This is a genomic window from Mesorhizobium montanum (assembly GCF_033977145.1).
Taxonomy (GTDB): domain Bacteria; phylum Pseudomonadota; class Alphaproteobacteria; order Rhizobiales; family Rhizobiaceae; genus Mesorhizobium; species Mesorhizobium montanum.
Genome location: NZ_JAVIJF010000022.1, coordinates 1 through 13,936, shown reverse-complemented (window position 1 = coordinate 13,936; position 13,936 = coordinate 1). Strand labels below are relative to the sequence as shown.

At 58.1% G+C, this 13,936-nt stretch carries 9 protein-coding genes and 4 pseudogenes; 8 read left to right on the top strand and 5 right to left on the bottom strand.

Translation table 11 applies throughout. The features are described 5' to 3' along the window. Window positions 1-3: 3 nt before the first annotated feature. Window positions 4-360 carry a hypothetical protein gene (locus RFM68_RS26210; RefSeq protein ID WP_320235919.1) on the top strand — a complete coding sequence of 119 codons (357 nt, stop codon included), beginning with the start codon at window positions 4-6 and terminating at the stop codon, window positions 358-360. A gap of 32 nt (window positions 361-392) precedes the next feature. On the opposite strand, the gene RFM68_RS26205 is transcribed toward RFM68_RS26210, so the two are convergent. Further along, the gene (locus tag RFM68_RS26205) at window positions 393-632 is read right to left on the bottom strand and encodes a hypothetical protein (protein ID WP_320235918.1); all 240 of its coding nucleotides are present in this window, start codon (window positions 630-632) and stop codon (window positions 393-395) included. Window positions 633-1,369: 737 nt separating this feature from the next. Here RFM68_RS26205 and glyA point away from each other — a divergent pair. The 5 genes from glyA to RFM68_RS26180 all read left to right on the top strand — a co-directional run bounded on the left by glyA (window position 1,370) and on the right by RFM68_RS26180 (window position 7,251). Beyond that, window positions 1,370-2,707, top strand: a complete 1,338-nt coding sequence (gene glyA / locus RFM68_RS26200) for a serine hydroxymethyltransferase (RefSeq protein ID WP_320236005.1) — start codon at window positions 1,370-1,372, stop codon at window positions 2,705-2,707. A 55-nt stretch (window positions 2,708-2,762) separates the two neighbouring features. Continuing rightward, a complete protein-coding gene (metK, locus tag RFM68_RS26195; protein ID WP_320235917.1) occupies window positions 2,763-3,959 on the top strand; it encodes a methionine adenosyltransferase in 1,197 nt (398 codons plus the stop codon). Between the two features lie 170 nt (window positions 3,960-4,129). Continuing rightward, window positions 4,130-4,294, top strand: coding sequence for a hypothetical protein (locus tag RFM68_RS26190; protein ID WP_320235916.1), 165 nt, complete (start codon window positions 4,130-4,132; stop codon window positions 4,292-4,294). 354 nt (window positions 4,295-4,648) lie between these two features. Beyond that, the gene (locus RFM68_RS26185) at window positions 4,649-5,506 is read left to right on the top strand and encodes a sterol desaturase family protein (RefSeq protein ID WP_320235915.1); all 858 of its coding nucleotides are present in this window, start codon (window positions 4,649-4,651) and stop codon (window positions 5,504-5,506) included. A 752-nt stretch (window positions 5,507-6,258) separates the two neighbouring features. Next, window positions 6,259-7,251 (top strand): adenosine kinase, encoded by a 993-nt coding sequence (locus RFM68_RS26180; RefSeq protein ID WP_320235914.1) that lies wholly within the window; start codon window positions 6,259-6,261, stop codon window positions 7,249-7,251. Between the two features lie 488 nt (window positions 7,252-7,739). Here the strand turns inward: RFM68_RS26180 and glmS are convergent, their stop codons facing one another. Beyond that, window positions 7,740-9,563: a glutamine--fructose-6-phosphate transaminase (isomerizing) gene (glmS, locus tag RFM68_RS26175; protein WP_320235913.1), complete on the bottom strand. Its 1,824-nt coding sequence runs from the start codon at window positions 9,561-9,563 to the stop codon at window positions 7,740-7,742. Between the two features lie 221 nt (window positions 9,564-9,784). Here glmS and RFM68_RS26170 point away from each other — a divergent pair. Continuing rightward, window positions 9,785-10,145: pseudogene (locus tag RFM68_RS26170) on the top strand (OmpW/AlkL family protein); the annotation flags it as partial. 97 nt (window positions 10,146-10,242) lie between these two features. After that, window positions 10,243-10,492: pseudogene (locus RFM68_RS26165) on the top strand (5-methyltetrahydropteroyltriglutamate--homocysteine S-methyltransferase); the annotation flags it as partial. A gap of 388 nt (window positions 10,493-10,880) precedes the next feature. Here RFM68_RS26165 and RFM68_RS26160 read toward each other — a convergent pair. The 3 genes and pseudogenes from RFM68_RS26160 to RFM68_RS26150 form a co-directional block, all read right to left on the bottom strand. After that, a pseudogene (locus tag RFM68_RS26160) lies at window positions 10,881-11,503 on the bottom strand (cytochrome-c peroxidase). Between the two features lie 895 nt (window positions 11,504-12,398). Continuing rightward, entirely contained in the window at window positions 12,399-13,091 is a 693-nt protein-coding gene (locus RFM68_RS26155; RefSeq protein WP_320235912.1) for a response regulator transcription factor, read from the bottom strand. Window positions 13,092-13,485: 394 nt separating this feature from the next. Further along, window positions 13,486-13,800, bottom strand: a pseudogene (locus RFM68_RS26150) (autoinducer binding domain-containing protein); the annotation flags it as partial. Between the last annotated feature and the right edge of the window lie 136 nt (window positions 13,801-13,936).

The following is a 13,936-nucleotide window of genomic DNA, read 5'->3' as shown; positions in this document are numbered from 1 at the left end:
CGATTGGACGAGCACAACCCCAAGGAAGAACCGATCGAGACCGTCTTCCGGAACGGCACGATCACCGTCGTCGGCATATTGCTGGCGTTTTCGCTGGGTTTCGTCACACATTGGGCGGCAAACCCGGTGCCGTGGCGACTTTACGACCTGTTCGCAGTGGTCCCAATCCTGGTCGGCATAGCCTCGCAGATGCGGGCGCTTTCGCTGTTGCTCGACATCAGTTCGCTGCGACGCCACGTCTACGAACGCGCAAACCGCATTTTCATGGCCGGCCTCATCCTGACCGCCTGCGGCGTCGGGCTGGCAATTCTGCTTGACGTCTTCGAAGTGGCGTCGACGGTCACGCTGCCTGGAGCGTAACCAAGGGCAGCACCATCAACCGCTTTCACGCCCTATGAGCTCATCTCAGCGCTGTTGCGACTGCTGGCCTTGATCTTGTCGAGCACGTCTTCAATTGCCCAAAATCCGCAGGCCCCGTACCTCGATCGGAGCGCTTCGACGCAAGGATGCTTTTTTCGGCATTCTTCCATCCCGATCGTGTTGCCCCATTGTTTTGAAACCATGCGGCTCGGCCCATCTTGATCGGCATCTCGGGGAGCAGACATTGCAACAGTTTCTTCAAAGAAATTCATAGACTCTTAGCAACCCAAAATCGCTAAAATTGGTAGGCTTATCTCAACGTATCAGGTCAGCCAGAGGACTCAAAACCGCGGTCCTTCCTATTCTGCGACCGCCGAACCGCACGAAATCTAGGACTAAAGGCAATGGCAAGAAGAGCTCCCGTCATGGTTGCTCCAAATCAATCAACTGTCGGTTCGAAACAATTACATGCGTGGAAATAAGTACGTATCAACGCGACCGCTCAGAGTGTCTGGTTGGTGATATAAGCAACGAGATAATTGGGTCGAAAGCTGCAACATCTGCGGAGAACGCCAAATGACAAATTCAGTGCAACGAGTGTCCATTCTTTCCAATGTGGCTTGATGCTGAACAATGATGACACTGGTCAGTCGCCTACGGGCGGCAGCGCATTTTGATCGCCTTCGAATCCTGGGCCTTTGCGCGCATGCGGACCTAACAGTCTGCGAGCTGGCAGACATTTTGGATCTGCGTCGCGATCGCGTTGTGCGACACGTCCGGCTGCTCGCGAGAGCCGATTTTCTTTGCTGCGACGAACAGCGCCCGTGGCGCTCCTATCATCTCAAACCAGGAGACAAGCACAGTGGTCTGGCCCAATTGCTAGTCGATCTCCTGCCCCACTGCGATGGCCATCATGAACGAGACTTACAACGACTCGAAGCGATGCGAAACGAGCAGCCGAAGGGGACAGCCTGCTTGATCGTGAAATAGATTGGAGCGCGAGCCCATGATGGACAACTCTGGCGAGCGCGCCATCGCGCAGCCCGACACTTACGGACGCTCTTCCTTAGCCTCGGTTGATAGCTGCGTTCACGAACTGCTCCTGAGACAAGAGCGACAGGAGCGCACGACGCTCAAACTCATCGCTTCTGAAAACTTTGCCTCCTCGGCGGTGCTCGAAGCGACTGGGTCGATTTTCACAAACAAGTACGCCGAGGGGTACCCAGGTGCGCGCTACTATGCGGGAAACGAGATCGTCGATGAGCTTGAGAACCTCGCCATCGAGCGCTTGAAGAAGCTGTTTGGAAGCGAGCACGCCAACGTCCAGCCCTATTCTGGCTCGCCGGCCAATCAGGCTGTCTATCGCGCGCTTTTGAAGCCCTGCGACAAAGTCATGGGCTTGCCCATTGCGGAAGGGGGTCATCTGACCCATGGTTGGGCTATCAACTTTTCCGGAACCGACTACCGACGAGTCCCCTATGGACTACACGAAAAGACCCAGCAAATTGACTACGACCTCTTGCGCGAGACAGCTAAGCGGGAACGGCCGCGGCTCATTTGGATCGGCGGAACTGCTTATCCGCGTGTCTTTGATTACGCGGTAATGGCAGAAATTGCTCGGGAGGCGAACGCCTATCTCGTGGCCGACATTGCGCACATCAGCGGCCTGATTGTGGCAGGAGCGCATCCGAATCCCGTGCGCCATTGCGACGTCGTCAGCAGCACCTCTCATAAGTCGATCCGCGGCCCCCGCGGTGGCTTCATTTTGTCGAGGAATGAAGATCGTTATCAGGCGCTCTATCATCCGAAGAGCAAATACAATCTCGCCAGGCGGATTGATCGCGCGGTCTTCCCCCACCTGCAGGGCGGGCCACATATGAATGTTATCGCTGCGCTAGCAGTCGCCTTACAGGAAGCGGCGACCCCGGCATTCCGAATCTACGGGGAACAGACCGTCAAGAATGCCAAGGCTCTTGCACAGGCGCTGCTTGAGCGAGGTTATGACCTGGTTACCGGGGGGACCGACAATCACATGCTCATCCTTGACCTGCGCGATCGACCACTGTCGGGCAAGGCTTATGCCGAGCGATTATCAAAGGCGGGCATCATTACGAACTTTAATATGGTGCCGGGGGATCCGCGCGATCCGGCGGTTACAAGCGGAATTCGCTTGGGGTCGCCAGCAGTGACGTCAATGGGCATGCGCGAGGGGGAAATGGTGCAAATCGCTGCCTTCATTGACCTGGTCTGTCGCCAGCCCAACGATCCGGATGTTCATGCCGGCGTGCGAAAAGACGTTGCCGACTTGTGCGCTGCGTTCGAGGTCCCGGGCATCACCGACAGGTAAGTCGGGCTAAGCAAAATGCCCCATGCAAACTCCAACACCCGAAGCGAGGCATTTCATGGCTAGGCAGTTCGTTTTCTCTTCCGAATCGGTTGGCGCGGGACACCCGGATAAGCTCGCCGACAACATCTCGGACGCAATCCTCGACGCAGTCTTGCGCTTCGATCCGAAGGCGCGCGTCGCTTGTGAAGCCCTGGTGAAGACATGTGAAGCCTTGGTGAAGACAGGAACCGTCGTTCTGGCTGGCGAGATTACCAGCGATGTGACGGTCGACTACGGCCAAGTGGCCCGCGATACGATTGTTGATATTGGATACGACGATGAGGCGATTGGCTTTGACGGCCGGCGTTGCTCCGTCATTCATGCCCTCACCGAGCAGTCACCCGACATTAGCCAAGGGGTTGACGAAGGTCGGGGACAAGATCTCGAACAGGGAGCAGGAGATCAAGGCCTCATGTTCGGCTATGCATGCCGCGAGACCGATACTCTGATGCCTTTGCCGATCCAACTCGCCCACGGCTTGACGAAAAGGCAGGCAGATGTCCGCAAGGCCGGACAGCTAAGCTGGTTGCGCCCTGACGTGAAATCCCAAGTCTCCGTGCGCTATGAGGGCTTGCGCCCCGTCGCCCTGGATACCATCGTCGTGTCGACGCAACACAATGAGCAGGTTTCGCAAGAGACGGTTCGCGAGGGCGTCATTGAGGAAATAATAAAGCCGGTCCTGCCGACCGACCTGGACACGGAAGGCATCAGAATTCTGGTCAATCCAACAGGGCGGTTCGTGGTCGGGGGGCCCCGCGGCGACTGCGGCCTCACCGGACGCAAGATCATCGTCGATTCCTATGGCGGAATGGGGCGTCACGGCGGCGGCGCCTTTTCAGGCAAGGACCCATCCAAGGTTGACCGCTCGGCTGCCTATGCAGCCCGATATGTTGCGAAGAATGTGGTGGCTAGTGGACTCGCGGACGTCTGCGAGGTGCAGCTTGCTTACGCGATCGGCGTGGCCAGTCCGGTTTCCGTCATGGTCAATACTTTCGGGACAGCAAGGGTCGAGGAAAGAAGAATCGAGCAGCTCATTCCTAAGTTGTTCGATCTCAAACCGAAGGGCATTATCAAGATGCTCGATCTGTTACGCCCGATTTACCGCAAGACTGCGACCTATGGTCATTTCGGTCGCGAAGAGCCCGAGTTCACCTGGGAGAGGACTGACAGAGCCGACGACTTGCGGCGCGAGGCAGGGCTCGCCGCACCTTGAAACCCGGCGCCAAAAGGATGCGCAACACCCTTCTATGACCAGACCTCAGCCGGTCGGCATGGAAGAAGGCCGGAGTCCGTTGGCGAACCATCGGCGATGCCATTGTTCGAAATCATCGCGCACGACGCGGACTTCTCGAAAAAGCCTGCATTAAAATTTAGCAAGTCGCCATGACCCTCGTCGACACCCTGCGCGCCGAGCTGCTGATTGTGAGCGCCGCGATGCAGCCCGCATCTGACCTGCCTCAACCAACTGCCCAGCGGTGCGGTGCTCGTGACGCTTACGCTGATTTTGCAACGCTCTTTTGCCGTGGCAAGTTGCCGCCACAACAGTGACGCATAGTCTGTTGCCTCGGGCAGCAAACTCGCCCAAGGGTCTTTTCCGACCATTTAGGAAACGGATACGTCTCATCCAAACAATCGATTTTACCAATCCAAGAGAACCCCGCATAGTCCGCTCCGGCGATGCCCCGCGCACCGACGGAATAATCACCGCTGAATGCGCACGAAAAGCAAATTGCATGACCGCTACGTGCAATTGGTACTTTCTGCGCGGATACAAATTCGGGTGCCGACCTCGAATTTATCGGGCCGCGCCGGAGATCTACTAACGATTGGATTCGCCCTGATGACGAAAATGACTGCCTCGATGTTCCGACCTGCAGCTTGAACGATCGCCGGAGCAAACAAATGCAAATTCTCGATTTTAATCATATATCGCAGATCTTCGTGAACTCGCTCGAGCTGGTGGTGGTCTTCGCGACCATCTGCGCCGCGCTGGAGTTCACCTTTCCGGCCTATCGATACAGTCTTGCCTCATACGCTCGCGGCGTGCGGAATTGGCTTATTCGGCTCGGATTGGGTGCGTTTGTTTGGCACTTCTTCGCTGTTGGTCTGGCCTGGCTAGGAGTAAAGCCGCTGGTAACGATCAATTTCGCGACCTTGCTCCACTCTGACAACGCAATCGTCAGCAGTGGAATGGCGGTTCTTTCCGGGGTTTTAGTAGCGATTGCTGGCGATTTCTTTTACTATTGGATGCACCGCGCTCAGCATGCTGTTCCATTCCTCTGGCGGCTTCACGCTACGCACCACTCGATCCGCGAATTGACGGCGTGGAATTGCAATCATCACATCTCCGAACCACTCGTTTACGCAGCGCTGGTAGCACTGCCACTCGCTCTGATCCATTTTGAATCTGGCGTGGTGCCCATCGTTGCCATGACGCTGATTACATTCCAGGCCCATCTCTCGCACTCTAGTACCCGCATCAATCTTGGGCCGCTTCGATACATCATTGGCGACAACAAATTCCACCGCATCCACCACTCGATGGAATCGCATCACCGGCACCGAAACTATGGGTTTTTCACAACCCTCTGGGATACGATTTTTCTGACGGCATACTGGCCAAAAAAGAATGAGTGGCCGGAGGTTGGCATGCGAAACCAGCCCGAGCCGCTGACCGTGCGGGATTACATTATGTTCCCGTTCGATCGACGTCGTTGGCGTAAACCCAAAGTTGGAAATGCTGTGGAGGCCAGGGATTAGACGAGTGGAGGCTTACGCCTCGTATCTGACTGTCGAGGCCAGAAAGCCATCGATGAATGCATATCTGGAACATTCCCACAGACGCCCGACAAGCCTCCACCTAACAGGGACTGTTGCGCCTGAGCGGCAGCAGAGTAGGGAATTTTCCTATCGCGCTGCCGCGTTGGCGAGATTGACCGGAAATGGTCGCGCCAGTCGCGTGACTTTGCCGGCGCTGCAACGTCAAGCCAGCAATCCCTCTCGGGTCTCCGCGCACTCTGTCTTAACGGCAAGGTGGGCACCTGTTATCTACTTCACGACACGGTTAATCAACTGAGAGCAGCCAGACGGCAGTGCGCAAACCGGTCAAATAGGTGCACCGCCCGTCGCGCGGCACCATCAGCCGGCTACCACCTCGGATCGTCTCAGGCATAGCGTTGCGTTTCGGTTGAGCGTTGTAACAGACGCTTCCAGAAAATTCACAGAGGCTTTGCAACACCAAATCGCTAAAAATGGTAGGAATCCCAAAGGCTGTTTGAGGTCCGCAAGGTCAAGCCGGGTGCATCTATTTCCGGTCACAAAGCCGCGGCCTATGAGCACTTCGGGTGCGAAGAGCCTGCGTCTACCTGGGAGAGGCTTGCACTTAGGGCGCGATGCAAGGCTCGCAGCGCCGCGAGACTCGTGCCGAATAGATTGCCATGCTGAAAGCCCATCCCAACTGATCGCGCCCGGCCGGCATGGCAGAAAGCCGGTTGTCGTTGGCGGAGACATTGATGCCGGAATATGACGTGCTTTGCATCGGCAATGCCATTGTCGACATCATCGCCCAGTGCGACGAGGCTTTCCTAGAGACCAACGGCATCATCAAGGGCGCGATGAACCTCATCGACACGAGGCGCGCCGAGCTACTCTACAGCCGCATGGGACCGGCGATCGAGGCTTCGGGCGGCAGCGCCGGCAACACGGCGGCTGGCGTGGCGAGCTTCGGCGGACGGGCCGCTTTCTTCGGTAAGGTGTCGAGGGACGCGCTGGGCGAAATCTACACGCACGACATCCACGCCCAGGGCGTGGCCTTCGATACCGGGCCGCTCGAGGGCGAACCGCCGACGGCGCGCTCGATGATCTTCGTCACGCCGGACGGCGAGCGCTCGATGAACACCTATCTCGGCGCCTGCGTCGAACTCGGGCCGGAAGACGTCGAGGCCGACAAGGCCGCCGGCGCCAAGGTCACCTATTTCGAAGGTTATCTGTGGGATCCGCCGCGCGCCAAGGAGGCGATCCGGCAGACCGCGAGGCTCGCGCATGCGGCCGGGCGCGAGGTGTCGATGACGCTGTCGGATTCCTTCTGCGTCGACCGCTACCGCGACGAGTTCCTCGAGTTGATGCGCTCCGGCACGGTCGATATCGTCTTCGCCAACAGCCACGAGATCAAGTCGCTCTACCAGACCTCCTCTTTCGAGGAGGCGTTGGCCGCCATCCGCAAGGACTGCAGAATAGCCGCCGTCACCCGTTCTGAGAAAGGCTCGGTGATCGTGCGCGGCGACGAGACCGTCACCATAAACGCGACTGCGATCAAGGAACTGGTCGACACGACCGGCGCCGGCGACCTCTACGCCGCGGGCTTCCTCTACGGCTATACGACCGGACGCAGCCTCAAGGAGTGCGGCGATCTCGGCTCGCTGGTCGCCGGCCTCGTGATCCAGCAGATCGGCCCGCGCCCGCGCCAGAACCTGCGCCGCGAGGCCGAGCAAGCCGGGCTGCTGTAGGCGCATGCCAAGGACTAGCTTCCTTCCTCCTAGTGACAGCTGTTTAGGAAAGCGCGGGCAATCGAAATGTCGCATGTGCATCCCGTTAAGGGCGGTTTTCCCCTTGGCGTCCCAGTCTAGTTACCGGAACTCGGAAACGGGTTGGCGCCACTTACCGGTTTCAGGTGATCTTGATGTCAGTCGGCGCGCGGACGCCCACATTCGCGTAATCTAGCAAGAGACTAGCCTCGCAGTTCTGCTGGCGCGCCACCCCGCCCTCCAAGCGCTTCAACCGAAGTTTGGAGGTTTCAATTTACGGCCTATGCACCTTAATTTTTGTGACGCAGAGGCTTAGCCGCTTCCCGCACCGAATGAGTTAGTTTCCGATTTCCTACAGGTCTCCGTAACCATCCCAAAACATCCAACGCAATTTCCGGCCGGAAATCAAAAAATTGCGATGTAGCAATGGGTCCGCGACAAGAAAGTTTCCGCTTTTGCGATAGGTCTCCCTATTCGACGGTGACTGATTTTGCGAGGTTGCGCGGCTGGTCGACATCGGTGCCCATGAACACCGCTGTGTGATAGGCAAGAAGCTGTATGGGCAGCGAGAAGATCATCGGCGCGATAATCTCGTCGACAGCTGGCAGCACGATCGTGTGCATGGTGTCGAGCTTGGATGCGGTTGCTCCTTTTTCATCGGTGATGAGGATAACCCGCCCTCCACGGGCGGCGACTTCCTCCATGTTGGAGACGGTCTTGTTGAAAAAGCGATCAAACGGCGCGATGACGATCACCGGCATGTTCTTGTCTATCAATGCGATCGGACCGTGCTTCAATTCACCCGCCGCATAGCCCTCGGCGTGGATGTAGGAAATCTCCTTGAGCTTCAGCGCACCTTCCATCGCCAGTGGAAAACTGGTGCCACGGCCAAGATACAGGACGTCATGATACTTGGATAATTCGCGCGCCAGAAGCTCTATCTTAGGTTGGATGCTGTTCAGGACCTGGCCCATAATGCGTGGCATTTCGGCGAGGCTTCGGACCAGCGCCTGCACCTCATTTTCGGTTACCGTTCCGCGGGTCCGGGCGGCGCTGATGGCAAGTGCGGCAAGAACCGCAAGCTGACAGGTGAAGGCTTTGGTGGAGGCGACGCCGATCTCCGGGCCGGCAAGGATTGGGAAGACCGCGTCGGCCTCCCGAGCGATGCTCGATTCGGCGCTATTGACGACGGCGCCGATTTTCAGTCCAAGCTTCTTGCAGTATCTCAGCGAGGCCAGCGTATCGGCGGTTTCGCCAGATTGCGAAATGAAAAGAGCAGCAGACTGGGGCGAAAACGGGATCTCGCGGTAGCGAAATTCGGACGCAACGTCGATTTCGACTGGCAGGCGAGCATAGCGCTCGAACCAGTATTTTCCGATCAGTCCGGCGAGGTAGGCGGTGCCGCAGGCAGAGATCGCCAGGCTCGGAATGCTGGTAAAATCGAAGCTAGGAACCGGATCGGCGCGATTCTCTATCAAGCTGACATAATGGGTGAGCACATGGCCGATGGCCTCGGGCTGCTCGTAGATTTCCTTCTCCATGAAGTGGCGATGTTTGCCCTTGTTGGCCAGATAAGCCGCGGCCATGGAGGTCTGACGCGGACGCTCTACGGGGTAGCCGTCGAAATCGAAGATATCGGCACCCCCCTTGCCGATTACGGCCCAGTCACCGTCGATGAGATAGGTGACTTCATTCGTGAAGGGGGCAAGCGCGATCGCGTCGGATGCCAGAAACATCTCGCCGTCGCCGTGGCCGATTGCCAGCGGTGGTCCATTGCGCGCTGCGATGATGCTCGACGGATCATCCTCAAAAAGGATGGCGAGCGCGTAGGCGCCCTTGATGCGCTTCAGCATGGCATGCATGGCTTCGCCGCGCCCCATGCCCTCCTGGCGGTGTCTTGCCACAAGATGCGCGACGACCTCCGTGTCGGTGTCGGTCTGGAACTCGGCTCCCGCCGCCGTCAATTCCTCCTTCAGCTCGGCAAAATTCTCGATGATGCCGTTATGAACGACGGCCACACCGCCAGTAAAGTGCGGGTGCGCATTGCCTTCCGTCGGCGCTCCGTGGGTTGCCCAGCGCGTGTGGGCGATGCCGATGGAGCCGTTTAGCGGCTCTGCCTTCAGTCTCGTCTCGAGATTGACGAGCTTGCCCTCAGCGCGCCTGCGCTGCAAGGCGCCCCCGGTGATCGTCGCAACGCCGGCGGAATCATAGCCGCGATATTCCAGACGCTTCAAGGCGTCGACCAACCGTTCGGACACGGGCTGTTGCCCTACGATACCAACAATCCCGCACATGCCGTCGCCGACTTCTTTCCGGCAGCCTCAGTCGACGCACCAATCACGACGAGGATACCCAACGCGCTGCAATTCAGGATCCTCTAATACGATTTTATTCGGACGGTAAAATTGATTGTTGGAATAGCAATCATCCACCCGATAAATGGACCAAAGATGCGCGACGGCATTCCAACAGAGCCTTTGCCCTGCGCGCCGCGGCTATCCTCAACACCACCTAGGCCAACATCACAGGCCAAGGCTCGATCGGCGGAGTGAGGAATCTCGGCAAGGTATGGCTGCTGCCGCCCACACTGACATTGCCGTACCATTTTACCGATTTCGGTGCTTCAAGCCCTATGTCGGCGCCGGCGTGATCTTAGGCAGGCCGGCAGCGCCGATGATCTCAAGGTCAAGAACACGTTCGGCACTGCGCTGCAGGTCGGGTTCGACTACATGATGGGCCATCACTGAGGCGTCAACTGACGTGAAGAAGCTATTGCTGAAACCAGACTTCGAAGTCACAGTGGCTGGCGGCCAGCTGACGGGAAGGCGGCCCTCGATCCCTGGCCGATAGGCGCGGGTGTCACCTACCGCCTCTAGTGACGAAAGGACGCTGAAGGAGCAGTTTTCTGAAGTCCGCGCGGGGATCATCCGTGGCAAGGACAGATTCGCGATAAGGCCGGCCTTCGTGTCGACGTTGACCAAATGGTTCGACATCAACCATCACTACATTGTGCCAGAACTCACGGACGGTCAGAGCTTTGCCCTCTCGTGGGCGAAACCGGTCGATTATTTCCTCGAGGCCAGCGCGCTCGGCATCCACACTCGCCCGGTCCCGCTTGGACCGATTACCTTTCTCACCTTGGCGAAGTCGCCTGAGGAAGGTTTTCAACCCAATCGCGCTCCCGCCACGGCTGCTGCCCGTCTACGAGGAGCTCCTGCGCAGGCCGGCCAGGATCCATGCGAACTCGGACAGAGCCTGCAAGCTCACAGCCACAACGTCGGCTTTCGCAAGCAGATCTACCGCAATGGCCGCCTGCTCTTCGCCACCGGCCACCAGGCCCACAGCAGCACGATTCTCGTTAGCGCTGACCTTCATCGACCGGTAGTCGCTGGGCAGGCCTCGGTGTCGTGGCGACGCTTGGGGGCAAGTTCAGATATGTGAGCTGCGGCTGGTCTCCGGTGAGCGCTTTCAGGAACGCAGCGATCTCGGCCACTGACTCGGGTGTGAGTCGAATGCCGAGCTGTGCCCTGCCCATCACCGTGACCGCTTGCCCAAGGTCCCACACCCGACCGCTGTGAAAATAGGGAGCCGTAAGAGAGACGTTCCTCAAGCTAGGGATCGTCCGGATTCTGGGTAACTTCCGCCCGCCCCCTGTCCGCCGGCGGCAGCAATTGCTGGCCAGGCCGCTCGGCCACGCCAAACTGCGCATACATGCCACCGCCGACGTTTGTGCCGTGGTGGCAGGACGAGCAACCCTTGTCGATGAAAAGCGCGAGGCCTTCCTTCTGTTCGGCGGCAAGCGCGTTTTCGTCGCCTTCGAGATAACGGTCGAACGGTGCGTTGGGCGTGATCAGCGTAGCCTCGAATACGGCAATGGCTTGCTCGATGTTGTCGTAAGTGACGGAATCGCTATCGGCTGGAAAGGCTTTGTCAAATGCGTCGACGTAGCCTGGGATGCCTTTGAGCTGCACCACTGCTTCGCCGGGGGTGATTCCCATCTCGACCGGGTTGGCGATGGGACCACCGGCTTGCTCCTTCAGGTCAGCAGCGCGTCCATCCCACAACTGAGCGGTATTGAATACCGAGTTGAGCACGGTTGGTGCATTCCGTCCGCCATGCTGCCAATCGTGGCCCAAGGAGGTGGAGCGGCCATCGGCTCCGCCGCGCCCGATCTATGGCAGGTGTTGCAGCTGATATTGTGTGCTTTGGAGATTCGGGTCTCGAAATAGAGCATCTTGCCCAGTTCGAGCTTTTCCGTGGTTGCCGGATTCGGCTCCAAGGCTGGGGGATACCTTGGAATTGGACCGAATAGCGATTTCGCCTCGGTAAGAAGATCGGTCTGCCCGATGGTCGTAGTCAGGAGCAGACACCATCCCACTGCAGCATACGGAAAGATCCGCGTCATCATGGAGACGAGATCCGGTTGGACGGGAACCTATAGGCATGAGGGTCTCCAGTTCCCACCGATCGACCCTCCGGCGCATCGTGCGCAGGCGAAGTTTGCCCAAAGTTCATGGCCAGCACGGTCTGCTGCCTGCCGGAAGCCCGATGCCCGTATCGAGGCCGATCCCGAGACAGGTCTTGCGCTTCCGAAACGGAATCGGTTTGCGAGGTGTGTCCAAAACGGAATCGGTGGAGAATGGCACGGATCGTGCTTGGGCACATCTATCCCGGGGCGCAAAAGGCAGGCTCATCGGTTTTTCGAATTGTGGAAGCGCAGGCGGGCCCACGCGCGTGATTGGCAGTTCAACTTAATGGACCCAGCAAGGCACGTGCCAGGTGGTCGAAAGCCTTTATCAATTTGAAGATTCTCAGCGACGAAACATGTGGATCAACCGACTTTAGGGTCGGTTTGTTTCGATTATTGTAAGAAAACAGCCATTGATACCACGACAACAATCGGGGCAGAGGCATATATGTGCATTGGTCGACGGGATCTATGATCGCTACTAACAAGGATGGCCAGCTTTGCCGCTGTTCGACCAGCTAGCGGTGACGGCACCTGCCTGTGCGTCTAACGTGATGAACCCTGTCACCAAGTAGTCAGTGAAGCGCCTCGTCGATAAGCAGCCCAAATCCTTCCCCCGACTCCCGGGGCCGCGGCGTCGGCGGCTTGTCGGCGGGGGAGTTCAGTCTTCCTGCTCCTCAAGCGCATAACCAGCTGAACGTATGGTTCGGATGAAGTTATGGGGCGCTAGAGTCTTCCTGAGCCGACTGATGTGAACATCGACGGTACGCGGGCCAACATGGATGTTGTGGGGCCAAGCCGCGTGGACCAGTTCGTCGCGGAAACACACTTTCCCGGGATTTTCGATCAGGTAGCACAACAGGTTATACTCGATCGGGCCCAAATGGAGCTGCTCGCCGTTGCAGTTGACGCGGTGGCTGGCAAGCCGGATTTCGAGCGGGCCACAGTTCAGCGACTCCCGACCGTTCCTGCCATTGAGACCGAGTCGCGCTACCGCGAGTTCCCTGCGCAGATAGGCGAGCAACTTGGCAGGCGCGAAGGGCCGCATGAAACTTTCGTCGATGCCTGTCTTTATGAGCTCCACATGCTGATGCTCGGCGCCTGGCGCGATCAGGGCCACGACACGCACTGCACCCGCCTCCACCTCGCTCTTCAGCCGCGCACAAATCGTCGGGCCGATGGCACCAGCCGGCAGGCAGTCCAGGACGACTGCCTGCGGCTCCCGCTCCGCGGCCTGGGGAACCGCGTCTTCCACGTCGATGAGCTCTGCCGAGAAGCCGTCGACTTCGAGAATGTGGCTGAGGAATAGGTAGAACTCGGCGTCTTGTGAGCAGATCAAGACCAATGGCTTCATCTACAGCCCTACCTCGCTTGGTGACATCGGCGCAGGTTGCGCAAGCAGCACTGCCAGGCCGATCGGTTAATTTGCTAACCAGCTTCAATCGCCGAGGCTATCGATCACGCCAGAGTGCCAGCGCCTCGGTCGACTTGAGCGCGCGCAATGTGTTCGATGCAGAGCCAACATGAATTTAGTTCCTCGGTCAGGCGACGGCCACATCGGCCGCGACGTGAAATAGCAGTTCGCGCCGTTTCGCCTTGGGAGGTCAAAACTCATGCCAACTGGCGGAAGCGAGCGTAAAAGCGTCTTTTGAAATTATGATTCAAGAACTTGACCAAAACGCTGCAGGAAGCGAGTTGGACGCGATGTGTGACAGATTCGACAAACCTGTGTCATTCGGGATGGGTTGCTAGACATCTTCCCGGGGCGAGGCCTGATGGTAGGACGGAGCAAGCTGACGGCAAGTGCTCCCAAGGTAGCTCAGGGTTTGATCTTGAAGCTCCTGTGGCTCGGGTCGAGCAAAACTCATGATCGCGAGGCTGGATTCGGGCCCTCGCAAGGGAATGCTGACGCCTGACCTCGAGCCGAAGGTTGCCGCCTCGTCCAAAACACGACGTTCGCTTTCCGTCGTCCTAGCATCATTGTAAACGTCGCTCCATCGAAACGCCCCTGCCTGTCTTCGGCATCTTTTTGAGATAGGATCTATTTCGTCATAGCCCATTTCGAAATAGCGTGCGCATTTCGCTGATTGTGAGCAGCCATTTCACGCGATGGTGAGCGCTCATTTCATTTGATCGTGAGCAGGGATTTCACGCGATCATGAGCGGCCGCTTCGAACCGACCTGTTGATTGATTCAGGT

Bases quoted from the DNA above. Each gene is read 5' to 3' on its own strand.
- RFM68_RS26155 (WP_320235912.1), bottom strand. From the start codon at position 13,091: ATGAAGCCATTGGTCTTGATCTGCTCACAAGACGCCGAGTTCTACCTA.
- RFM68_RS26185 (WP_320235915.1), top strand. From the start codon at position 4,649: ATGCAAATTCTCGATTTTAATCATATATCGCAGATCTTCGTGAACTCG.
- glmS (WP_320235913.1), bottom strand. From the start codon at position 9,563: ATGTGCGGGATTGTTGGTATCGTAGGGCAACAGCCCGTGTCCGAACGG.
- RFM68_RS26180 (WP_320235914.1), top strand. From the start codon at position 6,259: ATGCCGGAATATGACGTGCTTTGCATCGGCAATGCCATTGTCGACATC.
- metK (WP_320235917.1), top strand. From the start codon at position 2,763: ATGGCTAGGCAGTTCGTTTTCTCTTCCGAATCGGTTGGCGCGGGACAC.
- RFM68_RS26190 (WP_320235916.1), top strand. From the start codon at position 4,130: ATGACCCTCGTCGACACCCTGCGCGCCGAGCTGCTGATTGTGAGCGCC.
- RFM68_RS26205 (WP_320235918.1), bottom strand. From the start codon at position 632: ATGAATTTCTTTGAAGAAACTGTTGCAATGTCTGCTCCCCGAGATGCC.
- glyA (WP_320236005.1), top strand. From the start codon at position 1,370: ATGGACAACTCTGGCGAGCGCGCCATCGCGCAGCCCGACACTTACGGA.